General features: G+C 72.4%; 19 protein-coding genes and 2 pseudogenes. 10 read left to right on the top strand and 11 right to left on the bottom strand.

The features are described from left to right. Nucleotides 1-451: 451 nt before the first annotated feature. The 4 genes and pseudogenes from ACFYXM_RS12350 (at nucleotide 452) to ACFYXM_RS12335 (ending at nucleotide 3,893) form a co-directional block, all read left to right on the top strand. Nucleotides 452-1,816 (top strand): rhodanese-like domain-containing protein, encoded by a 1,365-nt coding sequence (locus tag ACFYXM_RS12350; RefSeq protein ID WP_389288951.1) that lies wholly within the window; start codon nucleotides 452-454, stop codon nucleotides 1,814-1,816. Between the two features lie 89 nt (nucleotides 1,817-1,905). Further along, nucleotides 1,906-2,280 (top strand): annotated as a pseudogene (locus ACFYXM_RS12345) (rhodanese-like domain-containing protein); the annotation flags it as partial. Nucleotides 2,281-2,408: 128 nt separating this feature from the next. Beyond that, nucleotides 2,409-3,155 carry a sulfite exporter TauE/SafE family protein gene (locus ACFYXM_RS12340; protein WP_389288950.1) on the top strand — a complete coding sequence of 249 codons (747 nt, stop codon included), beginning with the start codon at nucleotides 2,409-2,411 and terminating at the stop codon, nucleotides 3,153-3,155. A 159-nt stretch (nucleotides 3,156-3,314) separates the two neighbouring features. After that, on the top strand, nucleotides 3,315-3,893 hold the full coding sequence (locus ACFYXM_RS12335; RefSeq protein WP_389288949.1) for a rhodanese-like domain-containing protein: 579 nt from the start codon (nucleotides 3,315-3,317) through the stop codon (nucleotides 3,891-3,893). Nucleotides 3,894-4,275: 382 nt separating this feature from the next. Here the strand turns inward: ACFYXM_RS12335 and ACFYXM_RS12330 are convergent, their stop codons facing one another. Beyond that, nucleotides 4,276-5,769 carry an aminopeptidase P family protein gene (locus ACFYXM_RS12330; protein ID WP_389289101.1) on the bottom strand — a complete coding sequence of 498 codons (1,494 nt, stop codon included), beginning with the start codon at nucleotides 5,767-5,769 and terminating at the stop codon, nucleotides 4,276-4,278. Nucleotides 5,770-6,305: 536 nt separating this feature from the next. On the opposite strand from ACFYXM_RS12330, the gene ACFYXM_RS12325 reads away from it, so the two are divergent. Further along, on the top strand, nucleotides 6,306-7,142 hold the full coding sequence (locus ACFYXM_RS12325; protein WP_389288948.1) for a hypothetical protein: 837 nt from the start codon (nucleotides 6,306-6,308) through the stop codon (nucleotides 7,140-7,142). Nucleotides 7,143-7,258: 116 nt separating this feature from the next. After that, on the top strand, nucleotides 7,259-7,996 hold the full coding sequence (locus ACFYXM_RS12320) for a hypothetical protein (protein WP_389288947.1): 738 nt from the start codon (nucleotides 7,259-7,261) through the stop codon (nucleotides 7,994-7,996). Nucleotides 7,997-8,041: 45 nt separating this feature from the next. On the opposite strand, the pseudogene ACFYXM_RS12315 reads toward ACFYXM_RS12320, so the two are convergent. Further along, nucleotides 8,042-8,182 (bottom strand): annotated as a pseudogene (locus ACFYXM_RS12315) (response regulator); the annotation flags it as partial. 82 nt (nucleotides 8,183-8,264) lie between these two features. Here ACFYXM_RS12315 and ACFYXM_RS12310 point away from each other — a divergent pair. Continuing rightward, nucleotides 8,265-9,074: an inositol monophosphatase family protein gene (locus ACFYXM_RS12310; RefSeq protein WP_389288946.1), complete on the top strand. Its 810-nt coding sequence runs from the start codon at nucleotides 8,265-8,267 to the stop codon at nucleotides 9,072-9,074. 333 nt (nucleotides 9,075-9,407) lie between these two features. On the opposite strand, the gene ACFYXM_RS12305 is transcribed toward ACFYXM_RS12310, so the two are convergent. The 3 genes from ACFYXM_RS12305 to ACFYXM_RS12295 all read right to left on the bottom strand — a co-directional run bounded on the left by ACFYXM_RS12305 (nucleotide 9,408) and on the right by ACFYXM_RS12295 (nucleotide 15,093). Further along, nucleotides 9,408-14,216: a hypothetical protein gene (locus ACFYXM_RS12305; RefSeq protein WP_389288945.1), complete on the bottom strand. Its 4,809-nt coding sequence runs from the start codon at nucleotides 14,214-14,216 to the stop codon at nucleotides 9,408-9,410. Beyond that, nucleotides 14,213-14,650 carry a hypothetical protein gene (locus ACFYXM_RS12300; protein WP_389288944.1) on the bottom strand — a complete coding sequence of 146 codons (438 nt, stop codon included), beginning with the start codon at nucleotides 14,648-14,650 and terminating at the stop codon, nucleotides 14,213-14,215. The genes ACFYXM_RS12305 and ACFYXM_RS12300 overlap by 4 nt, the downstream gene beginning before the upstream one ends. 86 nt (nucleotides 14,651-14,736) lie before the next feature. Next, nucleotides 14,737-15,093: a peptidoglycan-binding protein gene (locus ACFYXM_RS12295; RefSeq protein WP_389288943.1), complete on the bottom strand. Its 357-nt coding sequence runs from the start codon at nucleotides 15,091-15,093 to the stop codon at nucleotides 14,737-14,739. 885 nt (nucleotides 15,094-15,978) lie between these two features. Here ACFYXM_RS12295 and ACFYXM_RS12290 point away from each other — a divergent pair. The 3 genes from ACFYXM_RS12290 to ACFYXM_RS12280 all read left to right on the top strand — a co-directional run bounded on the left by ACFYXM_RS12290 (nucleotide 15,979) and on the right by ACFYXM_RS12280 (nucleotide 18,195). Then, nucleotides 15,979-16,101: a hypothetical protein gene (locus ACFYXM_RS12290; RefSeq protein ID WP_274535418.1), complete on the top strand. Its 123-nt coding sequence runs from the start codon at nucleotides 15,979-15,981 to the stop codon at nucleotides 16,099-16,101. Further along, the gene (locus ACFYXM_RS12285) at nucleotides 16,101-17,441 is read left to right on the top strand and encodes a nucleotide sugar dehydrogenase (RefSeq protein WP_389288942.1); all 1,341 of its coding nucleotides are present in this window, start codon (nucleotides 16,101-16,103) and stop codon (nucleotides 17,439-17,441) included. The genes ACFYXM_RS12290 and ACFYXM_RS12285 overlap by 1 nt, the downstream gene beginning before the upstream one ends. Before the next feature lie 220 nt (nucleotides 17,442-17,661). After that, entirely contained in the window at nucleotides 17,662-18,195 is a 534-nt protein-coding gene (locus tag ACFYXM_RS12280; RefSeq protein ID WP_389288941.1) for an EF-hand domain-containing protein, read from the top strand. Between the two features lie 130 nt (nucleotides 18,196-18,325). On the opposite strand, the gene ACFYXM_RS12275 is transcribed toward ACFYXM_RS12280, so the two are convergent. The 6 genes from ACFYXM_RS12275 to ACFYXM_RS12250 are packed head-to-tail and all read right to left on the bottom strand — an operon-like array spanning nucleotide 18,326 to nucleotide 24,404. Continuing rightward, a complete protein-coding gene (locus ACFYXM_RS12275; protein WP_389288940.1) occupies nucleotides 18,326-18,760 on the bottom strand; it encodes a DUF6917 domain-containing protein in 435 nt (144 codons plus the stop codon). Beyond that, nucleotides 18,757-19,782, bottom strand: coding sequence for a Gfo/Idh/MocA family protein (locus ACFYXM_RS12270; protein ID WP_389288939.1), 1,026 nt, complete (start codon nucleotides 19,780-19,782; stop codon nucleotides 18,757-18,759). Before ACFYXM_RS12270 ends, ACFYXM_RS12275 begins: the two co-directional genes overlap by 4 nt. Further along, nucleotides 19,779-20,939: an Ldh family oxidoreductase gene (locus ACFYXM_RS12265; protein ID WP_389288938.1), complete on the bottom strand. Its 1,161-nt coding sequence runs from the start codon at nucleotides 20,937-20,939 to the stop codon at nucleotides 19,779-19,781. The genes ACFYXM_RS12270 and ACFYXM_RS12265 overlap by 4 nt, the downstream gene beginning before the upstream one ends. Then, entirely contained in the window at nucleotides 20,939-22,339 is a 1,401-nt protein-coding gene (locus ACFYXM_RS12260) for a M20/M25/M40 family metallo-hydrolase (RefSeq protein WP_389288937.1), read from the bottom strand. Before ACFYXM_RS12260 ends, ACFYXM_RS12265 begins: the two co-directional genes overlap by 1 nt. Then, complete coding sequence (locus ACFYXM_RS12255) at nucleotides 22,336-23,436, bottom strand: sugar phosphate isomerase/epimerase family protein (protein ID WP_389288935.1); 1,101 nt, start codon at nucleotides 23,434-23,436, stop codon at nucleotides 22,336-22,338. Before ACFYXM_RS12255 ends, ACFYXM_RS12260 begins: the two co-directional genes overlap by 4 nt. Then, nucleotides 23,433-24,404 carry a Gfo/Idh/MocA family protein gene (locus tag ACFYXM_RS12250; protein ID WP_389288934.1) on the bottom strand — a complete coding sequence of 324 codons (972 nt, stop codon included), beginning with the start codon at nucleotides 24,402-24,404 and terminating at the stop codon, nucleotides 23,433-23,435. The genes ACFYXM_RS12255 and ACFYXM_RS12250 overlap by 4 nt, the downstream gene beginning before the upstream one ends. Nucleotides 24,405-24,432: the final 28 nt, after the last annotated feature.

Here is a 24,432-nt window from a genome sequence, read left to right as displayed (position 1 = left end):
GCAGGCGGATCGCCGGGGCGGGGCCAAACGGCGTTCGGCGGCTGGCCCCGCCCAGGGATGTGAGAGTGGGCCGGTGGCCGGACCGAAGCCGCCTGTCCCGTGACGGGTGGACCGCATCGATCGGAGACACATGGCCAGGGCGGCCCCGTCCGGCTCCGTACGACGGTTACGCCTGAGCGGAAAGTGAAGACCCGCCCCATGCGCGACAGGATGGGGCGGGTCTTCCTGCGGTTCGCGCAGTGGGTTCAATCCAGTTGCATGCGCACGGCGGGCTTCAGGCCCTTCTTTGCGCTGCCGGTTTGCCGGTCGGGCCCTGGGAGGTAGGCGCGGCTCACGTGCCTCCCCCGCTCGCGCAGGGCTCGCCCCACGCCAAAAAAATACCCCGGGGGGTATTGTGCTATCGTCGACATATACCCCCGGGGGTAAATGCAATCACTGGAAGGGAGTGCCCATGTTCTTCGTCGACACGATCGAGGTGGCAGGGCTCGGCAACCGCAGCTATCTGGCGGGCGGCGAGCGGACGGCCGTGGTGGTCGACCCGCCCCGTGACATCGACCAGGTGATCGCGGCGGCCGCGCGGCGCGGGGTGCGGATATCCCACGTCGTCGAGACGCACCTCCACAACGACTATGTCACCGGCGGTCTGGAGCTGGCCCGGCTCACGGGCGCGGCCTACCTCGTCCCCGCCGGGGCCCGCGTCTCCTACGACCGTGTGCCCGTGCACGACGGCGACCGCAGCGAGATCGACGCCGTGGCCGGCCTGGCGCTGCGCGCGCTGGCGACGCCCGGCCACACCCCGCACCACACCTCGTACGTGCTCGAGGAGAACGGCAAGGCCGTCATGGTGTTCACCGGCGGTTCACTGCTGATCGGCACCGTGGGCAGGCCCGACCTGGTCGAGCCGCGGCTGACGGAGCACCTCGCCCGGGCGCAGCACGCCTCCGCGCACCGCCTGGCGGACGAGCTGCCGGACGACGCGGCGGTGCTGCCGACCCACGGCTTCGGCAGCTTCTGTTCGTCACGACAGGCGGCGGGCGAGTCCACCACGATCGGCAAGGAGAAGGCGTCGAACGAGGCGCTCACCCGTGACGTGGAGACCTTCGTCGCCGATCTGCTGGCCGGTCTGGACGACATCCCCGCGTACTACGCCCACATGGGACCGGCCAACGCCGCGGGCCCCGACCCGGTCGACCTGACCCCGCCCGCCCTGGCGGACGCCGACGAGATCGCCGCCCGGCTCGCCGCCGGTGAGTGGGTGGTGGATCTGCGCAACCGGGTCGCGTTCGCCGAAGGCCATGTCGCCGGTTCGTTCAACTTCGAGGCCGAGGGGCAGCTCGCCACCTACCTGGCCTGGCTGATCCCGTGGGGCAAGCCGGTGACCCTGCTCGCCGAGTCCGCCGAGCAGCTCGCCACCGCCCAGCGCGAACTGGTGCGGGTCGGCATCGGCCGCCCGGCCGCCGCGGCCACCGGAGAACCGTCGCGCTGGGTGCGGCAGGGCGAGGCCCCCGCCTCCTTCCCGCGGGCCACGTTCGCCGATCTCGCGGAGCACCCCCGGGACGGCATCGTCGTACTGGACGTCCGCCGGGATTCCGAACGGGCGGCCGGCCACGTGGCGGGCTCGGTCCACATCCCCGTCCACCTCCTGCACCGCCGCCTCCACGAGATCCCCGCGGGACAGGTGTGGGTCCACTGCGCCGGAGGCATGCGCGCCGCCATCGCCGCCTCCCTGCTCGACGCCGCGGGCCGGGACGTCGTCGCCGTCGACGACCCCTTCGACGCTGCCGAGCACGCCGGGCTCACGATCCGCACGCGCTGACGACGGCCGTCGCGGATCAACACGCCCAGACGATCAACGCACCCCAGAGATCAACGCACCCCAGAGAACGAACAGGAGCGAGAACCACGATGAGCCCCTTCGGACGCGACCGGAGCGGCCCGGAACGGGTGACCGCGCAGGAGGCCGCCGCACGCACCGGGCACGCGCGAGCGGCCGGACCCACCGCGGCCTCCGGAGTCTGCGGAACCTGCGTACTGCTCGACGTACGCGAACCCCACGAGTGGCAGGCCGGCCACGCCCCCGGCGCCGTGCACCTGCCCCTCGCGATGCTGACCGCCGGTGCCGCGCTGCCCACCGAGGGGAGGGCGCGACCGGTCGTCGTGATCTGCCGGTCGGGAATTCGCTCCCGGCAGGCCGTCGAACTGCTCCGGGCCCGCGGCGTCGAGGCCGTCGACGTCATCGGCGGCATGCGGGAATGGGCCGAGGCGGGCCTCCCGGTCGTGACGGGGCTCCCGGTCGAGGACGGATCGCCGGGCGGGGACTCGCAGGACGTGGGCGAGCCGCCGAGCGTGCACTCGCAGGGCTTGAACTCGCAGGGCTTGGGCTCGCAGAGCGGGAACGGGACCTTCGTGTGAGCGCGGTGATACTCGCCCTGGTCTCCGGGGCCGTCATCGGCCTGGCACTCGGAGCGCTCGGGGGCGGCGGCAGCGTCCTGGCCGTCCCCGCCCTGATCTACCTGCTCGGCTTCACTCCCGTCGCGGCGACCACGGCCAGCCTGGTCATCGTCGCCGTCACCTCCGCCACCGCCCTGTCCGCCCACGCCCGTGACGGAAACGTCCGCTGGCGCACCGGGCTGCTCTTCGCGGCGGCCGGGATCGGCCCGGCCATGCTGGGCGGCGCACTCGCCGGGCGCCTGCCGGAGGCCGTGCTGACCGCGGCGTTCGCCGTGATCGCGGCCGCCGCCGCGGTACACATGTTCAGATCTCGCCCGTCCCCGGAAGGCGCCACCGGTGCACGGCCGGGCCGGGCGGCGGCCGCCGGCGCCGGACTCGGCGCGGTCACCGGTGTGCTCGGCGTGGGCGGCGGCTTCCTCGCCGTCCCCGCGCTGGTGAACGTCCTCGGCATGCGGATGCGGGCGGCCGTGGGCACCAGCCTGCTCGTCATCACCGTCAACTCCCTGGCCGCCCTGGCGATGCGCGCCGGTACGGCCGACGGCCTGGACTGGGCCGTCATAGCACCGTTCACCGGCGCGGCGATCCTGGGTGCCTGGGACGGCAGACGCCTGTCGGCGAAGCTGTCCGGGCACACTCTTCAACGGGTGTTCGCCCTGGTCCTGCTGGCAGTGGCCGGCTTCATGCTGGTGGACGCGGTGGTGTGATGACCGCCTGCCCCCCGGGGGTCCGGCCGTCCGAGCGGGATTCCCGCCGACGATGACGGAATCGACTGCCCCCGTTCCCGCAAAACACTGAAAAATACCCCCAGGGGTACCGCGCGTCCCGGTCCGGGGCGGCGGCGACCATCAAGGAACACATCTGCCATGAACACCCCCATCGCTCTCGACGCCGACCAGGCCCACGCCCGGCTGCACGAGCTCACCGTCATCGACGTCCGCACCCCCGGCGAGTACGTCTCCGGCCACCTGCCCGGCTCGCTCAACATCCCCCTGGACCAGATCCGGCGCGCGCTGTCCGAGATCCGGCGTGCGACGGAGCGCGGCGACGTTCTCGTGGTGTGCGCTTCCGGCGCCCGTTCGGCGGGCGCCTGCGAGCTCCTGGCCGAGCAGGGCATCCCGGCGGCCACCCTCTCCGGCGGCACCAGCGCGTGGGCCGCCGCAGGGCACGACCTGCAACGGCCCGTCGCCTGCGACACCCGCGCCAAGTGGAGCATGGAGCGCCAAGTGCGCCTCACCGCAGGGACGGTGGTGCTTCTGGGCCTGCTCCTCGGCCTGCTGGTGCACCCGGCCTTCCAGCTTCTCTCGGCAGGCATCGCGGGCGGCCTCGTCTTCTCCGCGCTCACCAACACCTGTGGCATGGCCGTCCTGTTGGCCAAGTTGCCGCACAACCGTCCCCGTGCGACCGATCTCGCCGCGACACTCACCGCACTGCGCCACCGCTGACCGACGGCACTGTCCTACTCGGTTCGGGCCGACGCCTCCGCGTCACGCACCGCAACCGCCTGGGGCGCGAACGCTCCTGCACCACCCACTACGAGGGCGTCATCCCTCACATCGAGCGCCGCCGCGCCGAGGGGAGGGAGACCGGCACCGGCCAGGGACCGCTTCGCCGGCTCCATGCGCGAGGCGCCCTGCCCGGCCTGCGGCGGCGGCCGCCTCGCCCCGGGGTCCTGGCCGTCACCGTCGACGGCCGGAACATCGCCCGGGTCCCACACCGGACCGAGGGGGCTGCGGCGCGGTCCGGCACGTCGGGTGCCCCGGCCCGCGCCCCGGCCCTCGCTCCGGGGATACGGGGCCGGGGCGAGGGGATCCCGGGTCCAGGGGGTCAGGCCAGGAGGCGGGCCATCCATGCCTCGACCTCGTCCGCCTGCCGGGGCAGGGCGGCGGAGAGGTTCTCGTTGCCGTCCTCGGTGACGAGGATGTCGTCCTCGATGCGGACGCCGATGCCCCGGTACTCCTCGGGGACGGTCAGGTCGTCGGCCTGGAAGTAGAGGCCGGGCTCGACGGTGAGCACGATGCCGGGCTCCAGCGTGCCGTTGACGTACAGCTCGGTGCGGGCGGCGGCGCAGTCGTGGACGTCGATGCCGAGCATGTGGCCGGTGCCGTGCATCGTCCAGCGGCGCTGGAGGCCGAGTTCGAGGACCTTGTCCACGGACAGGTCGCCGAGCAGGCCCCAGGCGACCAGGTGCTCGGCGAGTACGCGCTGGGCGGCGTCGTGGAAGTCGCGGTAGGCGGCTCCGGGACCGACGGCGGCGATACCCGCCGTCTGGGCCTCGTACACCGCGTCGTAGATCTTCCGCTGGAGCGGCGTGAACCTGCCGCCGACCGGGAGGGTGCGGGTGATGTCGGCGGTGTAGAGGTTGCGCGTCTCCACCCCGGCGTCGAGCAGCAGCAGGTCGCCGGAGCGGACCCGGCCGTCGTTGCGTACCCAGTGGATGGTGGTGGCGTGTGCGCCGGACGCGCAGATCGAGGCGTAGCCGACGTCGTTGCCCTCGACGCGGGCGCGCAGGAAGAACGTTCCCTCGATGTAGCGCTCGCTCGTGGCCTCCGCCTTGTCGAGGACCTTCACGACGTCCTCGAAGCCGCGGGCGGTGGCCTCGCAGGCGAAGCGCAGGTCGGCGATCTCGAAGTCGTCCTTGACCCGGCGCATCTCGGAGAGGAGGACCCGGAGCCCCTCGTCCCGCTCGGCCGTCACCTTGTCGGTCAGGGCGGCCTCGACGCCGGTGTCGTGGCCGCGCAGTAACCGGACGGGTCCGGTGGCCTCCTTCAGCCGCTCCGGCAGTGTGCGGACGTCCGCGCAGGGCAGGCCGAGGAGCTGCTCGTTCTCGGTGAGGCTGTTGCGCCGGCCGTCCCACAGTTCCCCTCGGTCCGACAGCCAGAACTCACCGCTCTCCCGGTCCGAGCGGGGCAGCAGATAGGCGGTCGCCTCGTGGCCGCCGTCCGTGCGGGGTTCCAGGACCAGCACGCCGTTCTCGGTCTGGTCGCCGGTCAGGTAGGCGTAGTCGGACGAGGGCCGGAAGCGGTAGTACGTGTCGTTGGCGCGGACCTTCAGGTTGCCCGCGGGGATCACCAGGCGCTCGCCGGGGAAACGGGAGGAGAGGGCGGCGCGGCGGCGGGCGGTGTGCGCGGCCTGCGGGACGGGCTCCAGGTCGTGCCGTTCGGTGTCGGCCCAGCCCTGGGCCATGTTCGCGGCGAGTTCGTCGCTCACCTGCGGCTCCAGACCGTTCTTCCGGAGCTTCACGGCCTCGGCGGCCCGGTCGTCCTCGGTGCCTTCCGGGGTCGGCGGTTCCTCCTGGTTCCCGGACGTCCGCTCGGCCACGGCTGCCTCCTGAATCGATTCGGTCACGAATTCCTGCCCCTCCGACTGCCTTCCCCGTCACGTACGCGGTCGGCGTTCATACGCGGTCGGCAGCCATCGTATGGGGAAGATCAATATCCGTCTCTTGCCGCGCCCACCCACAACCGATCGGAAGAATTTCGGGAGAATTCGGGACGGGGAAATCGCTCGGCACCCAAATCTCTCAAATCATGGGAAGATCAAGGGCGTTGACACCGGGTAGGGCTCATCCTAGTATCGGCTGGTCGCTACGGCGGGCCAGGGGGCGCGGGGTCGAAGCAGCCATGTGCGGGATCTTTCAATTTCCTTGATGTGCCGGGACTGAATTTCCCGTTCTCCGGGCGGGATCTTCACGGTTTCCCAGGACGGCCTCTTTCACGCCGACAGGAGCATTGTGTCCGCAGGTGTTTCGGAATCGTCTTCCGGCTTGGGTTCTTATTTCCGATTACTGCGGTCGCCCGACGCTCCACACCGACGCCGGCGGCCGCCTTCCGTTCGCCTCCCACGACCCTTACTCCGTGCGTACCGAGATGTTCCGAACGCTGTGCGCGGAGCTGGGGGTGGCGCCGCGGGTGGCCGTTCTGGGCAGCGCCCGCGACCAGGGCGGCTCCACACGGTACTTCGACCTCCAGGTCGCCCATTTCAACAGCCACGGGCTCATGGCGCGGTTCTTCGAGCCCGAGGACCTGCACGAGGCGTGGGACTGTCCACCGCATCTGCGTCATCCGGTGGGGCTGCGGGACTTCACGATCCCGGACTGGGCGGAACTCGGCATCGACACCGCCCCCGTGCAGGAGGCGCTGGACCACGGCTGTCTGCTGGTGGGCACCCAGACCTCCACCTTCCTGTCCAGCAAGCTGACCCTGGGGATGCTGTCGGAGGGCCGGCCGTGGATGAGCGCGGCCGAGTGCGCCCTGGTGGACACCTATCTGCCGTGGACCAGGATCCTCTCGGACCGGCGGACGACGAGGGGCGGGCGCGAGGTGGACCTGGTGCGGTACGCGGTGGACCACCGCGAGTCGCTGGTGCTGAAGGCGGGCATCGGCATGAGCGGGAAGCAGGTCGTCATCGGCCGTGACACGGGCCAGGGCGTGTGGGAGGCCTCGGTGGCCGAGGCCGCCGAGGCGGGCACCAGCGTGGTGCAGGACTTCGTGGAGGCGCGGACGTGCGGGCTGGCGGTGGTCTCCGACGGTGTGGACGAGCCGTACGGCATGGAGGTCGTCCCCGTCCTCGGCCCGCTCCTGTTCGCCAATCGCCCGGCGGGTGTCCTCACGCGCTTCACCGGCGACCTCACGACGGGCATCGTCAGCGTCCTGGGCGCCAACAGCTCCGTCAACTGCGCGGTCGCGGTCTGAGAAGGCGTCAACACCGGCGGGCGAAACCCCTGGAAGGGTTGAACGTGCCCCTCCTGCGGGTGACGCGCCCCGGCCCCCGCTGGTGCGGTACCGGCCTGCTGCGGTCGTCTGCCGCCGTGGACACTCCGCAGCACTCCGCGTACCGCATCCCGACGAAACTGCCCTTCCTCCTCGGCGAACTGCGCTCCAGACTCCCGAGCACGGACGACCGCATCCGTACCATCCCCGGACGCGGAGACCCCACCGAGTACGAGGCGATCGCCGACTCCCTGTACAAACTGTTCGTCACCGCCCAAAACCTCGCCCCGTCACGGAACACGACGAACTGCTCGACCCACCCGAACGGGCCGGTGGATCCGGCACCGCCCGAGGGGTGGGGGCCGTGCCTGTTGTGCAACACCAACCGCCGCGCGGGCGACCCCAGGGCCCGGAGCGGAACGGCGACCGCGGTGAACCGGTACGAGATCCCGCCACCGCCCTACACCCACGAGGCCCTGCTCGCTCGAATGCGGCAGATCAACGAGGTCGTCTTCGAACTGCACTACCGCTCCTCGGCACAGGACCTCGCGCTCACGGCCGATCTGGTGCACGGAGCGTTCATCATCGCCCGCGAACTGTCCCGCCCCCGCACGGTCTCCCGCTGTCCCCGGCACCCCGGGGCCCCGCTCGACCCCGCGGCGCACGGCGGACCCCGTTGCCTGTTCTGCGTCACCGACGAGGCCCGGCGGACGCGTACGGCACCGCCCCCGCAGATCCGCGACCGGCCACGCCGCCTGCCCCGCGGGAACCGACGGCGGACAGCGCCGGAGCCGACATCGGAACGGGACGTCGAACGACCGGGGAAGGAAGACTGAGAGGGACCCGGTGTCCTCGCCCAGCGGCGGACCACGCGCGACGGGTCACTGCTGGGCGCGGCGTTCCAGGTGGATGGACGTGAACACGGCGACCTTGGCGCGCAGGGCCCAGGAATCGAAGGGCTTGCTGATGCGGTCGACGGCACCGGCCGCGTATCCGCGGGCGGAATGCTCCGAGTCTGCGCCCGGGCGGGGAGCCAATCCGGCTCGGGCCGGATCCGGACCGGCTCGGACAGGGGTCCGGATCGCCGTCGCTATGCTGCGTGACATGGTCAACTCATATGCCGGCCTTGACGATTGCGGGGTCGCGGCGGCCGCCGCCCGGGCCGGCGCGGACGTGGTGCGGGGCATGTACGGCCGACGGCTCGCCCGTATCGACAAGGGCGGCGGGGACTTCGCCACGGCCGCCGACGTGGCGGCCGAACAGGCGATCCTCGACGTCATCCGTGCCGCCCGGCCGGACGATGCGGTGCTCGGGGAGGAGGGCGGGCGGCGGGGCGCGTCCGATGTCGCGCGTCAGTGGCTGGTGGATCCCTTGTGCGGCACGCTGAACTACGCCGCCGGCACCATGGTGGTGGCCGTCAACGTGGCGCTGCGGGGTGGTGCGGCGGCGGTGGCCGACCCGTTCGGCGGCGAGGTCTTCCTCACCGACGGGAAAACCGCCCAAGTACGGCGCGACGGTGTGGACACGCGACTGGTGCCCACGGCCGCCACCCGGCTCGTGGACGTCAATCTGGACCCGCCGTTCCCCAACGCGCCCGGATTCCGGGCCGTGGACCTGCTGGCCGAGCCCGGGTTCGTGGAGCGGTTCCGGCCCCGGGTCGTGTCCACGACGCTGGCGCTGGCCTGGGTCGCCGCCGGGAAGCGCGCCGCCTACGTGACCGACGGCGGGGATCTCTCCGAGAGCGTCCACTTCGCCGCCGGCATCGCCCTGTGCCGGGCCGCCGGATGTGTGGTCACCGGGATCGACGGCGCCCCGGTCGGCGGGGCGGGGCGCGGACTCGTCGTGGCCGCCGACGGCGAGACCCACCGACTGCTGATGTCGTCGATCCACGACGGAGTCCGGCACCGCGCCTGACGACGGCCGATTCCTGCGACCTTCGACTGCGCGAGTCGGTCGCGGGAATCGGCGGGCGCGTCGCGCGTTGGGCGATGACCGGCGCCAGGCCGCCACGCCGCGGGCCGACGGCGCGGTGACGACGCTCAGGAGACCCGCCGGCCCGAGACGGCGTTCAGAAGCCCGGCGGCCGTCGACGTCGCGGAAGAACTCCGCCCAGCGGCGGCGGGAGTGCTGCCGACGTTCGTCGAGCACGTGCCAGTCACGGAAGCGGAGCGTCAGGTCCGACGCGAACCCGCTCGCGGCCCCCTCGGTCGCGGCGAGTTCCACGAGCCGGGCCGCGTCCTGGGACGATCAGCCGGAAGACGGTCCCCGACCGGCCGGACGGCCGCCGCAGGTGTCCTGATAGGGCTGCCCCGGCACGTAGGTCTTCCACTCCTCCTCCGTGAGCCCGCCCTCGGCCATGGCGCAGGCGGCGCCGAAGAGGTCTGCCGCGATGCCGGGAAGGCGGCCGAGGTCCCAGATGATCAGCGATTCGCCGCCCCCGCTCGCCGTGGCGGCGTACCGGCCGTCCGGGCGGAACGCGAGGTCGTCCACTTCCCGGTTGTGGCGAGTCAGTACGGCGGCCGTGTGGACGCGGGTCCGGTCGGCCACGCTCCAGAAAACGACGCTGCCCTCGTTCCGGGCGAGACCGGCGACCAGGTTCCCGGCGGGGTGGTAGACGTACCGGCCGATGTCGTCGCGGTCGTCGGAGACCTCCGCCGTCTTCTCGGGATGGCGCGGATCCGTGATGTCCCAGAGGATGAGGTCGTGGTCCAGACCACCGGTCACCAGGGCCTTTCCGTCGGGCGCGAACGCCGATGCGCTGTCGCTGTCGACGAGTTCGACCCCCTTGTAGGAGCTGTCGGCGGGCCACAGGTACGTGCGCAGCCCGGGCAGCGTCACCAGCTTCCCGTCGGCGCCGTACCGTACGCCGTCCATGGCGGAGATACCCTCGGCGATCGTGCCGAGTGCGCGGGGACGGGCCAGGTCGCCGATGTCCCACACCATGGCCCAGCCGGGCGAGAAGAAGGTCTTCGCCCCGCTGACGATCACGCTCCGGTCGCCCGGGCCGAAGTCCACGGACGTGATGGGGTCGGTGTTGCGGGAGAACTCGGTGACCTTCCGCGGGCGGGTGCGGTCACGGATGTCCCAGACGCGTACGTTGCCGAGCCGGTCGCCCGCCGCGAGCAGCCGCCCGTCCCGGCTGATCGCGATGTCGGTGACGAACCCGGGGGTGGGCACGGCGGCGGAGTGCCGGGGGCGTGCGGGGGATGTCACGTCGTAGAGGGTGACGGTCTGGTCGTAGCCCGCGGTGGCCAGCGTCCGCCCGTCCGGGGTGAAGGCCACGGAGGTGAGGGCGGCTCCGGCGCCGAGTGTGGCGACGGGGCGGGGCTGGGCGCCGCCGTCGATGTCCCACTCGATGATCTCGTTCCAGTCGGTGGAGACGATCCGGTGCCCGTCGGCGGAGAAGCGCAGCGACTCCACGGTGGAGGCGTGGCCGTACAGCCGGGCGGACTCGACGGGGTGCGCGGGGTCCGTCATGTCCCAGAGCGCCACGGTCTCGTCCAGGCTGCCCGTGGCCAGGGTGTAGCCGTCGGGGCTGATCGCGAGCGCGCTCACGTCCTCCTTGTGGGCGGCCCAGCTCGCCGCCTTGCGGGGGCTCGTGGGGGTGCGCAGGTCCCAGACCTGCACCGTCCGGTCGTTCGTGGTGACGAGGAACCTGCCGCTCCCACTGAGGGCGACCTCCTCGTAGATGCGTGGGATCCGGGCCAGCGGGCGCGGGGCCGTCGGGCGGGAGACGTCCCAGAGGGTCGCGCCGGACGTGTGGGTGACGGAGTTCCGGTTGACGGCCTCGTCGCGGGCGGTCACGAGGCCGGTGGAGCTGACGAGCGTCCTGCCGTCCGGGCCGAAGAGCACCGTGCTGTTGTCGTAGACGTTCTTGCGCACCGTGATCGGGACGGCCCCGGCGTGATCCCGGATGTTCCACAGGACGAGGGCGCCGCGCGTCGGCGATTCGCCCTGCGGCGCGTGCCAGCCGACGGCCAGCATCGTGCCGTCGGGGCTGAAGTCGGCCCCGCTCGGTGTGCCCCGCACTCCCTGCGACTTCAGCGAGCCCGTGCGGCGCGGCTTCGCGGGTACGGTGACATCCCACAGGGTCACCGTGCCGTTGTCGCAGGTCACCGCGAGCGTCCGGCCGCGGCGGTCGAAGGAGTATCCGCCCAGGGCTCCTTCGCAGGGGGCGAAGGCCGTCAGACGGGTGTTGCGGGCCCGGTCCCCGATGCGGCGCAGCACCAACCGTTCGTCGTCCGCCTCGCCCACCTGGAGCCGGCCGTCGGGGCTCAGCAGCGGTTGCCGTTCGTCGTGGGCGGAGCTGCCGGCCAGGCGGCTCTGGACGAGGGTGTCCGACACCGCCGCCCGGGTCTCGGCGGTGGGGTCCAACGCGTGGGCGGCCATGGCGAGTTTGAGGGCGAGCCGGGGCTGGGCGGCGCGCCGGGCCGTGGCTTCGGCGACCAGGGCCCGGTACGTGGCGGCCTTGCGTTCCTCCTTCACCACACCCTGCTGGTGGACGGCGAGCGCACCGCCGACGAGGGCCAGGACGAGGGCGACCGCGACCGCGCCGAGCGCCTGTTTCAGCCGCAGGGTACGGCGCGCTTCGCGGGCCTGTTCGGCACGGTCGGCCTCGGTGCTGGCGGTCAGGAACTCCTCGTCGAGCCGGGGCAGTCGGCGGTGTCTGAGCCGTTCCTCGCGCACCAGTCCGCGCGCGGCCTCCAGGAGGCTGCCCCGGTAGTGGAATCCGGGGTCGCGGCCCGCGGCCTCCCAGGCGCGTGCGGCCTCGGAGAGCCGCTGACGCACGATCAGGCCGCTGCGGTCCTCGTCGATCCAGTGCCGCAGCCGGGGCCAGGACCGCAACAGTGATTCGTGGGAGAGTTGCGCGCCGTCCTGGTCGACGGTGATCAGCCGGGCCTCGGCGAGACGGTCCCGGATGGTGGCCACGATGCTGCGTTGCTGCGGCGAGAGTCCGTCCAGCAGCGCGTCGGGGGCGACCTTCCGCCGTACGAGGGTGTCGCCGCCGTCGGCGGTCACATGGACCATGCGCAGCAGCAGTTCGCGCAGGGCGTCCCGCCCCGCCGGGTCGAGGTCCTGGAAGAGATGCTCGGTCGTCGTGCTGATGGAGTGCCAGATCCCGCCGGTGGCCTGGTATCCGGCCAGGGTCAGGGTCGTACCGCTGCGTCTTCGCCAGGTCTCGCGCAGCACGTGCGCGAGGAACGGCAGGGCGATGTCGAGATCGGGTCCGGACACGTCCCGAGAGGGCGTGGCGGAAGTGCCCGTGGGGGCGGGGGCGCCCGTGGGAACGGTGGTGGTGCCCGCGGTGTCCGCGTCGGCCGTAGTGCCCGCGGTGTCCGCGTCGGCCGTAGTGCCCGTGGTGTCCTCGGGCCGTACATGACCCCATCGCAGATCCTGGAGCAGCCGGTCGGTCAGGCCCTGCTCCAGCCCCAGTCCCACGACGCGGGCCGGTCCCTCGATCGCGGCCCTCAGTCCCTCGTGGCTCATCGGCGGAACCGTCAGCTGCCGCCGTTCCAGTACGCGTACGAGCGGAGGATGGGCGAGGCAGCTGCCGTAGTGGTCGGCCCGCAGTCCCAGAACGACGCGCGGCCCGGGGGCGTCCCGCGCTTCCGGGTCCGCTGTCGCTGTCATCGTGCCGGCTGCCGCGCTCCCCCCGCCAGGCGTTGTGGCCGTGCCCTCCGCTCCCCCGTCCTCGTCGGCCGCGGTGAGCACCTCGATGAACCGGGCGCGTTCGGCGGGGTCGGGGCAGCGGGTGAAGACTTCTTCGAACTGGTCGACGACGAGCAGCCGGCAGGGCGTACGGCCGGGCAGCGGCCCCGGTAATCGGCCGCCCCCGACGAGCCGCCGGTGCACGTCCGCCTGTGTTCTCCCGGTCGCTCGGGCCCACAACTCCGCAAGCGCCGACAGGGGTTGGGCACCCGGCGCCGGCAGCAGCAGCGCCGGCCACGGCAGGTCGCAAGAGTCGGCCGCGGACAGGTGGCGTTGTTCCAGCCCGGCGAGCAACCCGGCCCGTAACAAGGACGACTTCCCCACGCCGGAGGCGCCGATGAGCACGGTCACGGACGGCGTACGGCCCGGATCGGGGGCGCACACGGCGTCCAGCAGCCGTCGGACGAGTGCCTCGCGTCCGAAGTAGTGGCGGCTGTCGGCGGTGCGGAAGGACTCCGTTCCGGGATAGGGACACGGGATGTCGGCGGGCGGCTCGTCCCGTCGGACCCCTTCGCCGTCGGTCGTGCCGACGTCCTCGCGGTACGCCCGGTTCCGGGCGATGACCAGCGCGCCCAGCGAGCCCTCGCTCTGGCGGCGTGGCCGGATCGGTCCCTCCGCGAACGCGTGGGCAAGGGTCGCGTAGAGGCTGTCCATCGTCAGCCAGAGCGGTCCGGCCGGGTCGCCCTCGGTCAGCAGCCGCAGCAGTTGTCCGCTGAACAGGGTGTGGCGTCGGCCTTCGGGGGCGAACGACAGGTCGTAGCGGGAGGTGGCGCTGAGCAGCAGACTTCCGTCGGGCCTGGCGGAGACGAAGGGGTCGTGGACGGGGGCACCGCTGCCGGAGGGGACGTCGGCCCGCCCGGAGTAGCAGCAGTCGAGTACGACGATGCCGCCGCCCGCGCACTCGCCCAGCAGGCCCTGCACCGTGTGGTAGGGCACGGCGCGGGAGATCTGTTCCGGGGAGCGGGTGCCGTGCGTGGCGAGGTAGAGCTCGTCACCGGGGCCCAGCAGTCCGTGTCCGACATAGCAGAGGAACACGGCGCCGGTCGCACGACGCGCCACGCGCTCGATCGTGCCGATCACCTCCTCGGTGTCGGCGTCCGCGGGGACCCGGACGACGTGCTCGGGGTCGAGTCCGCAGACGTCCCGCAGGGCCGCCTCCAGGTCGTCGAGCGTGGTGGCGACCGCGGGCAGATCGGGCAGTTCGGAACCGGCTACGTGGCTGTGACTGCCGATCAGGACGGCGTGGGAACCGGACACGGCGAGCCCGGCGGTGCCGACGGTCACGGCGGTGTCATCGGTCCCGTTGGTGCCGTTGGTGCCGTTGGTCCCGGCGGCTTCCGGTGTCATGGCAGATGGGGCGGAACCGGCGGTTCGTCGTCGGCGGTCCGGGACCGGGCGGGGGCGGACATCGTGTTCGGGGGCGTGTCCAGGGAAGCGGCCAGCTCTCTCACGAACCGGGCGTTCTGCTCCGCGTTCAGCCCTTTGAGGCGGGTGGTGGAGACGGTGACCGTGGTCCCGTCGGGCCGGGTGAGGGTGATGGTCTGATCGCCGCGGCGGGTCTGCACCCAGGCGACGAGCGCTCCGGCGAAGACCGCCGCCACGCCACCGGGTGCCAGCAGCGCGAGCAGCGCGTCGGCCTCCAGCCCCATGGTGTCGGGCCGCAGGGGCCCCGGCGTGTGCGCGCGGATCCGTCCGCGGAGTTCGGGCTCCTCGGACAGCCAGCGGCGCAGTTCGCGCAGGGCTCCAAAATCGCCGTCCTCGGATGTGATGGCTATGCGCACGCGTCCTCCATCAGGTCCCTGGCGGTCCGTCGCCGACGACCCCGGCCAACCTTACGACGCCCGTGGGGGCCGTTCTGAAGGCTCTTTCAGGTCCTGTTGCGACGCGCGTCAGCCGCTGGAGACGGCGGCGCTGTCGACGTCCGCGCAGAGCACCGGCCGTCCTTGGTCAGGCCGTGGCATCCCTGGATCCACTTGATCTCGGTGAGCGTCTGGCTGCCGAAGGTGCCGTCGATGGACAGCTTCGGCACGCCGCCCCAGACGTTCGACAGACACTGGGCCTGCTTCACTCCCACCCCCGTGTTGCCGTACTGCAGGGTCGGGCGGTAGGTCGACGAAGCGTAGGAGCAGCCTCCGGGCACGGCACCGGCCGATGGCGCACCGACGCCCAGGACTCCGAACGCGAGCGCCGCGGCGCTCAGAACGGAAGCGATCCGGCGTTTCATGACGTTTCCTCCCCACTCGAAGGGCTGTCACCACAAGTAACAGTCGGTGACTGTAAGGATGCGGGGGTTCCTTGTCGAGAGCGGCGGGCGGACTTCGGCCGACGCCCGGGCGACAAACCCGCCCGAGCGAACCAGGGCGTGTTTCGAAAGTCCCGTCCGGCCCGCGACGCCTGAGGGCTGTCCCGTAACGACCTGGGGAGCAATCCATGGCGGGCGTGCGACGACGGCTGCGGCACCTCGCCGCGCTGTCGGGATCGTCCACGTACACCCAGACCAGTACGAGGACGACCCTCCACCTCGCGATGCACCGCACCGGACACCGCAGGCCCCGCCCTTCGGGCGGACGACGCCCCTTTCGAAACACACCTTAAGGGCTGCCCCGTAATCCGCGGCGGACCAGCGCGCGGCGTCAGATGTGGTGCATCGCAAGGCGGAGGGGCGTCCGCATACTGGATGTATGCGGACGTTCCGACAACGCGGCGAGGTGCCGCAGCTGTCGTCGCGCGCCCGCCAGGGATTACGGGACAGCCCTTAAAAGAGCGGAGCGTAGCGGCTGCCGTTCCCGCCCGATGTCGCTGGCGGATTCCGTCACCCATACGTGTGCATATCACCCTGCGGCAGCCGTGAAAGCCTTCTGCGAGCCCCAAAATATCCAGTGTCCACGAACTCTTCGTGCGCGCCACTACAGGAGGTTGGAAATTGCATCGCTTCGGGGTCGCAACCGTACTCGCCGCTGCGGGTGCGCTTTCCGTATTCGTACCGGCGGCTCATGCCGCTCCCGCGAGCGGTGGTGACGTCGCAGTTTTCCGCACCGAGGTCTCTCCGGTGACCGTGTACGAGAATCCCAGGGGCTGTCACAAACTCCCGGTCGATTCCCATGTGCTGGTGAACCGGAGCGATCGCCCGGTGACCGTGTACGGCGACCCGCTCTGCCTGACGCCCGGGCTGGTCGTGCAACCGGGGCACGGCGCCCATGTCGTGCCCGGCAGCGGCAGCTTCTCCGGCTGATGGGTGACTCGCCGCAGGCCGTATCCGCGGCCTCCTCGGCGCGGCTGCCCCGGCAGACGCCGTTACCGGGGCCGGGGGGCCGGCCGGCCGAGCTGGTGGTCGTCGGGCTCGGACACGTCGGGCTGCCGCTGGCCCGCGCCGCCTGCGCCTCCGGGATCCGGGCCGTCGGACTCGATGTCTCCGACCGAGTCGTATCCGGTCTCGGCTCCGGTCGTTCACATGTCGGCGGTGTCGCGGACGACGAGGTCGCGGAGATGCTGGAACGCGGCTTTCACTCCACGACCGACCCCGGCGTCCTGAGCGGCGCGCGCACGGTGGTCATCTGCGTGCCCACGGGACTCACCTCGGACGGCGGGCCGGACCTCTCGGCTATCGAGGAGGCCACCGCGGAAGTGGGCCGTGCCCTCGCTCCCGGAGCCCTCGTGGTCCTGGAGTCCACCAGCCATCCGGGCACCACGGAAGGCATCGTCAAACCACTGCTGGAAAGGGGGAGCGGACTTGTCGCGGGTCAGGATTTCCATCTCGCCTACTCCCCCCAGCGCATTGACCCCGGAAATCTTGAATGGGGAGTGGAGAACACGCCGAAAATCGTCGGCGGATACACTCCTGAATGCGCAAGACGTGCGGTCGCTTTCTATTCTGGCTTCATTCGAAACCTCGTCCTCGCAAAAGGGGTTCGCGAGGCCGAGATGGCCAAACTTCTGGAAAATACCTACCGCTATGTCAATATCGCCCTGATCGACGAGGTGGCGCTCTACTGCCGCCGTGCCGGGATCGATGTCTGGGACGTACTGCACTGCGCCGGGACAAAACCCTTCGGTTTCGGCCGCTTCACCCCCGGGCCGGGCGTGGGCGGCCACTGCATCCCCGTCGATCCCCGCTATCTCGCCGTCGAGGCCGAACGGCAGGGCTTCTCCTTCCGGTTGCTCGCCGCCGCCCGGGAAGTGCTCGACGCCATGCCCGGACATGTCGCCGGGCGGGCGCTCGAACTGCTCGACACCCACGGTGTCAAGGCCGAGGGAGCCAGAGTGCTGCTCCTCGGCGTCACCTACAAACCGGACGTGGCCGACACTCGCGAGACACCTGCCCGGGCCATCGCGGCCCGGCTGCTGGAGACCGGTGTCCAGGTCGGCTATCACGACCCGTACGTGGAGCACTTCCACGTGGGCGACGCCCCACTGCCCCGGTCCACCGACCTGGAGGAGGCGCTCGGCACCGCCGACCTCGTCGTCCTCCTGCAACCCCACTCCTGCTACGACCCCCAGGCGTTGAGCCGCTGCGGCCGCCCCGTCTTCGACACCCGGGGAGCGCTCGCCGGACGGCTCGTCACCCCGCTCTGAACCCGGCCCGCCCATAGGCGCGTTCCCGATTCCGTGCCCCGCCCCCGTACCGGGCGGTGGCCCCCCTGCTCGCACGCCGGTCCGGCGTGCGCGGCCGGGTCCCGTTCCCCGGTGCGCCGGTGACCGGGGCCCGGTGCTTCACCGCGATACCCGCGGACAACGCGGTACCGCAGCCAACGCGGTACCGCGGATGACGAGAAACATGAGAAGGAGTACAGACATGACCAATGCCCTGGCCAAGGACCGGCTGCGCAAGCGTTTCGCCCGCTGGGACGTGGACGGAAACGGCCTGCTGGAGCTGGAGGACTTCCGGCAGGAGGCCGCTCGCATCGTCTCCGGGTTCGGCGCGACGCCGGACTCCCCGGGGGTGCGGGCGCTGCACGACGCCTTCGAGGCCCTCTACACCCACCTCGCCGAGCAGTCCGGGAGCAGCGCCCAGGAGGGCATCTCCGAGCAGGGCTTCCTGCAGGCCACCGAGCAGCTGCTGTTCACCGAGGGTGAGGCGGCGTTCAACCGCGCCCTCTCGCCGGTGGTGAAGGCCCTCGTCACCCTCTCCGACAGCGATGGCGACGGATCGCTCAACGCCACCGAGTTCGAGGCGTGGCTCACCGGGATCGGTCTGCCGCGCAACCAGGCCGCCGAGACCTTCAGCAAGATCGACGCGAACGGTGACGGGCAGCTGAGCGAGGACGAGCTGCTGCGCGTGGTGCGTGAGTACCACTACGGACGCCTCGACGTCGAGCTGCTGGGCTGAGTCCGGTCCGCCACAGGCCGGGGCCGGTGGCCGGACTCCTCGTCCGGTCACCGGCCCCGGTGCGTTTCCCGGCCCCGGCTTTTCCCGGCGGCTTCTCCTGGGCGCCGCGGGTCTCCTGGGCCCTCCCCTCTCAGTCCTTCGGCCCCTCCCCCGCTGTCTGCTGCCCGCCGAAGACGACCGGGGACTCCGGGCGCAGGTCGAGCGAAGCCCCGGTCATCAGAACGGGGTTGTGGACCAGGATGTTGTAGTGGTTCGGGAAGTGGCAGCCGTCGAAGCCGAGTACCGGCCCCACCTCGATGTCGCCGATCCGCAGCACGTCGCCGCGGTCCACCACCCCGCCGCACTCCATCTCGGCGAAGCCGAGGAAGCCGACGCGGTCGATCCTGGCCCCCGCGACCGGGTCCCACTGGTCCGTCACCACCAGCTCGTGCACCTCGCCGGCGCGCACACAGCGGCCGGCCCACTCCAGCAGACTCATGCCCCGGTCCGTACGGCTGTGCAGCAGCACCTTGACCAGAGTGGCGCGCACGGCCCTCTTGGGGCCGTCCTCGACGGTGTTCCTCATGTCCGGGCCTCCCTGGCCTCCCGGGCCTCGCTGTTGTCCGGGCGCCGGGACGGCTCCGGCGCGAGTGATGTGTCCGGGCGGGCCGCCTCGTGCGCGTACGCCGCGGCGACGAGGTCGAGGCAGGCGAGGCCGCCCCCGGCTCCGCCTCCCGTGCGATCGGCGGTGCCGGTCCTGTCCGTGGTGGTGCGGAGTCCGGCGAACTCCACGAGGATCCGTTCGTACTCGTGCCACAGCGAACCCTTGAAGCCCGGATGACCGGCGAGCAGGTCGGCGTGGAGGGCACGCCCGTCCGCGAGGGTCACCGTGACGTCCTTGGCCTCTCCCGGGTACGACCAGTCCAGCAGCACCTCCGCCTCCGCTCCGTCGGCCGCCCGCAGCCGCAGGTGGGCCGTGCGGTCCACCCCGGCGGCGTCCCGGCCGACGAAGGAGTGCGTCAGTGCGACGTCGCCGAGCAGTTGGCGTACGAGGTCGAAGGCGTTGGGCCCGTTGTCGGCGACGCAGCCGCCACCGCACCGTTCGGGCTCCAGGTACCAGGACTCGCCTCCGGTGTGTTCCTCGATGCGTTCCAGGTAGCGCACCCGGACCGTGCGCACGGGCGAGCCCGCGGCCGTGACGGCGGATCGCAGAACCCGGAAGGCGTCGTTGTGACGGCGGTGGAAGGCGGTCAGCAGCGGGGTTTCGAACTCGGCGGAAAGACAGGCGAGTTCGCGTCCCTGCGCGACCGTGAGGGCGAGCGGTTTCTCGACGCAGACCGGTACGCCCGCGATGAGTGCCGCTCGGCACACCTCGGCGTGGGCGTCGTTCGGGACGGCGACCACCACACCGTCGAGGGGGGTCTCGCGCAGCATCGCGGCCGCATCGGTCCAGCCGGGCACCGCGTCGCCGTGCCGGCACAGCACCTCGGGGCGGGCGTCGCAGACCGCGGCGAGCCGCCAGTGCGGGGAATGCTCCAGGGCTGCCAGGTAGTAGCGGGAGATGGCGCCGAGGCCGATCACCCCGAGGGCCGCGCGGGTGGCCGTCACGGGCGCTCGCCTTCCGCGTTCCGGGAGCGGGGGGAATCGGGCAGGGGCTGCCCCGCGTCGAACAGGCCCAGGCCGGTGAGTTCCTCGTGGAGCCAGGCGGGCAGCGGAACGCCCTCGCGCCGTCGGTGGAGCGCCCGTTCGGCCTCCCGCCAGCCCGGGTAGCGGACCTCCTCGTCGGTTCCGGGGGCGGGCGGGCTCGCGTTGACGGTCCCGAAGAGTTCCCGCATCGCCTCCGCGAAGCCGTCGCCGGGGCGCAGCCGTCCGGGGTCGACGGCGAGCAGCAGGAAGCCGATGCCGTCGTCGGTCCCCCGCGACTGCTCGTCGTCCGCCAGGGCCTGCGGGGCGGGCCCGGTGGCGCTTCCGGAGAGCCCGGCGGCGAGCACCTCGACGGCCAGGGCGAGGCCGAAGCCCTTGTACGCCCCGGTCTCCGGGTCCCCGCCGAGCCAGCGCAGCCGGGCCTCGCCCCGGTCGTAGGCTCCGGGGTCGGTGACGGGGGTGCCGTGCTCGTCCTCCAGCCATCCCGGCGGCACCGGTTCCTCGTGCCGTGCCGCGAGGCGGAGCCGGCCGGTGGGTACGGCCGTGGTGCTCATGTCGAGGACGAAGGGGTGGCCGGGGAGGGCGGGGGCGGCCACGGCGAGGGGGTTGGTGCCGAGCAGCGGCAGCGCCCCGCGGGGAGCCGGGACGAGTCGTTGGCCTCCGCAGTTGCTCGCCACGAGGCCCACCATTCCGGCCGCCGCGGCACGCCCCGCGTGGAAGCCGGCGCATCCGAAGTGGGTGCCGCCGCGTACGGCGACCAGTCCGATGCCGTACTTCCGGGCCCGTGCCACGGCATCGTCCATCGCCTCGGCCGCCGCCCACAGCCCGAGGGCGCGCCGGTGGTCGATGACGGCGCAGGCGCCGAGGTCGGTCACGGTGGTGGGTTCGGCGCGCGGGTCGCAGCGTCCGGACTCCAGCAGCGGGAGGTAGAGCCGGGCGAGGTTGAACAGTCCGTGCGAGGGGAATCCGCTCAACTCGCCGTGACAGAGCGCCTCGGCGGCGGTGCGGGCGCGGGCGGCGGGGAGGCCGTGGCGGGTGAAGAGGTTGGTGAGGGCGTCGAGCAGCCGTTCGTGGGCGACGAGGACGGAGGGCGCCCCGGCCTGACGGACGGTGGTGGTCATCACGCGGTGGTACTGCCTTTCGGGTGAACGTTCCCCTGGGTGGGGACGGGGGCGTTGACGGGATCGGGTCGGGCGGGCTCCTCGGCGAAGGCGCCCAGGAGGCGGGCGACGATCCGGGCGAAGTGCTCCAGGTCGTCGAGGTCGATGAACTCCCCTTGCGCGTGTGCGTGGTTGGCGTCCAGGGAGCCGGGGCCGAGGACCGTGGTGTGGGTGCCGGGCAGCCCGCTCGCCCAGATCGCGTCGCAGGTGAAGCCGGGGTCGTCGGGGGGCGCGGGGAGGGCTCCGGCCGCGCTCAGCAGTGCCTCGGCCCACGGGTCGCCGTTGCGCAGGGCCGGCAGGTCCCTTTTGTCCCAGCGCAGCCGGACGAGCCGGGCGGCGTCCTCGGCGGTGCGGGCGAACGCGTGGGTGGCGCCGAAGCGTTCGGTGAACGCGGCCAGTCCGGAGCCGAGGGCGTCGGTGAGGGCGGCGGCGAGCCGTGCGCCGTCGGCTCCGGTGCCGTAGGAGAGGTTGAGGAGGAGGGTGCCGGTGCCGTAGACGCGGTTGTGGCGTTCGCCGGTGTGCAGCCCGGCCACGCAGACGCGGGTGCCGGGGACGGCGCCGTCGAGGCGGTGGGCCAGGTGCTGGGCGAGGTGGCCGAGCAGGACGGTGGCGTTGTGCCCGGCCTCGGGCCGGTCGTCGATGGCGTCCTCGCCCTCGACGGTGATGCGTGCCGTCATGGCGGCGGTCGCGCGGGGCAGGGAGCGCAGCCCGGTCGGCTCGCAGAAGACGTTGATCCGTCCGTAGTGACCGGCGGCGATCAGCGGGCGGGTGCCGTAGGTGCCCATCGCCCCTCCCTCCTCGCCCGCCACGGCCTGCACGAGGACGGCCACGTCCCGGCCGAGCGCCGGGTGCGCGGCGGCAGCGGCCCGGATCCCGGCGAGCAGGGCCACCGCGGGCCCCTTGGCGTCGGCGGCCCCCCGGCCGTGGAATCGGAGGCCGTCGAAGCGGACCGGTTCGGCGCCGGCCACGGTGTCGAGGTGCACGTTGAACATGACGGTGCGGGCGGGCGACAGCCGGGGCCCCAGGCGCAGCAACAGGCTGGGCTGGACGGTGAGGAAGCCGGGTTCCGCGCGGGCCGCCTCCCGTACGACCACGGGGACGCCTGGGCGTTCCAGCCAGCTCGGATCGGCGGGAGCGTGTTGCACGACGCGCAGCCCGCAGGGCGCGGCGGCCCCGGCGTAGAGCTCCTGCGCGATGCGCAGGGGGTGTTCGCCGTCAGTGCCGCTGGTTCCGGGGCCGCCTTCGACGGAGCCACCGAGCGGGCCTTCCAGGGGGCCCGCCGTGGGCAGGTCCAGCAGACGCAGGAGGAGTTCGTGGTCGCTCGCGTGCAGGAGGGGCGACGGCGGAAGGGGTGTGTTCACGGGGTGCCTCCGCCGGGGCCGTGGTCCGCCGGGGCGTCGTCCGTCGGGGTGCGGAACGCCGGGGCGTCCAGGAGTTCCGCCAGGCGGCGGCCCGCCCGGACGAAGAGGTCCGCCGCGCCCTCGCCCGGCCGTGCCAGGCCCTCGTGGGGGCGCACGGCGAGGTGGGGTTCGATGGAGTACGCGCCGTCGTAACCGGCCTCCGCGAGCATCCGCAGACAGGTGCGGACCTCGGCCTCGCCGTCGCCGGGCAGTGTGTAGGCGGTCCCTCCGGCGGCGTCGCGCACGGCGTCCTTGACGTGGACGTGGTCCACGTACGGCAGGAGCGGGCGCAGCAGTCCGGCGGCCCGGTAGCCGTACGGGACTCCGTTGCCGATGTCGAAGAGCAGGCGCAGGGCGGGGCTGTCCACCTCCTCCAGCAGGCGCAGGGCGCGTTCCGCGTCGTCGCCCGCCCAGCCGGCGCAGTTCTCGTGGAGCAGAGTGAGTCCGGCCTCCTCGGCGCGGTCCGTGAGGCGGCGCAGCCGTTCGACGGCCCTGCGGCCCCATTCCGCGTCCGGCAGCCCGTCGTTGGGGTACGACATCACTCTGACGCGGCGGCAGTCGAGGAGGTCCGCGTACTCCTCCAGGACGCGCAGTTCGTCGAGGTCCTGGGCGAAGTCGGAGGTGATGGGGCGGGCCCAGTTGCCGATGCGGGAGGCGAGGCAGACCACTCGGGTGCCGGACTCGGCGAGGCGCCGGGCCATGGCGCCGACCTCGTCGCGGGGGAGGTCGGCCAGGGGGACGCCGTCGACGGAGCGGATTTCGACGGCGGTCCACCCAAGTGTCCGTACGACGGCGAGCTGGCCGTCCAGGCTCGCGGCGGCCTCGTCGGTGAGACCGGCCAGGACCGGGCGGGCCACCGGTCCGTGCGGCTCGCGAGCCGTGCGGTCCGAGAGGGCGGAGGCCGTACGCTCCGGGGGCTCGGGGGCCGTGCGGTGCGTGCGGTCCGAGAGGGCGGAGGCCGTACGGACCGAAGGGTCGGGGGCCGTGCGGTGCGTGCGGTCCGAGAGGGCGGAGGCCGTACGGACCGAAGGGTCGGGGGTGGCGGGGCAGTGTGTCATAGCAGGGCCTTCGCCTCGCAGACCAGACGGGCCGCTTCCGCGGTGGTGGCGAAGTGCCGGTGTCCGGAACCGGGGGAATCCTCGGTGGCGAAGTCCTGGTAGGCGGCGTGGAAGAAGGCGAGGAGCGCGTCGTCGCGGAAGATCTGGGGCGCGCGGCCGGGGAGTTGGAGCTGGGCGTGGTCGTCGTCCTCGCCGACCGGGTAGTGCGCGACGACGGTCGCGTCCCGGAACTCCAGCTCCGCGCTGCGGCGGCGGACGGGCGAGGTCAGGTCCGAGCGCAGCGTGGTGCGGACTCCGTCGGTGTGGTGCAGTTCGACCCGTGCCCCGCCGAGGTTCGGGCGCGCCTCGTGGTCGGTGCGCAGTTCGGCGCAGGAGGCCCGTACGACCTGGGCCGGACCGCAGAGGTGCACGGCGAGGGCGAGCGCGTGCGGGATCTCCACTTCCAGGGCGGTGCGGTGGGAGCCCGAGGCGAGGGACCGGGTGAAGCGCGGTTTGTCCTGGTCGATGGTGAGCCGCCGCAGGGGGCCGTAGGGCTGTTCCGTCACCAGTCGCCTCAGCCGGATGGTGAGTTCGGCGGCCAGCCAGTGGGTGACGGCTGTCAGGCGGAGGCCCGCTCGCTCGCGCAGCCGGAGCAGGGCGGAGAGCTCGTCCCGGGTGCTGGCGATCGGTTTCTCGATCAGCAGGTGTCTCACCCCGTGGTCCGCCAGTTCGCGCACCAGCGGCAGCCGGTCGTGCGGCGGGGTGCACACGTGGGCGACGGTCGTCCGCGGGTCGTGCACGTGGCGCAGGGCCTGTTCCGGTGAGGTGGTGAGGACCACGCCCGACAGATCGCGCGCGAGGTCGGGGCGCGGGTCGCAGCCGATCACCGGTCCCAGCCGGATCTGCCCGGACCGTGCCAGGTTCCGGAGCGCCTTGAGGTGCAGTCCGGCTCCCGAGCGGCCGAGTCCTACGACCAAGGGCTGTAACAAGGTGGCTCCTTCGAGGAGGGAAGAACGG

Origin of the sequence: Streptomyces sp. NPDC002476, from assembly GCF_042889785.1 — a bacterium.
Classification (GTDB): domain Bacteria; phylum Actinomycetota; class Actinomycetes; order Streptomycetales; family Streptomycetaceae; genus Streptomyces.
The sequence above is the reverse complement of the archived record's forward strand: the minus strand, read 5'-3'. Positions and strand labels throughout refer to the sequence as shown.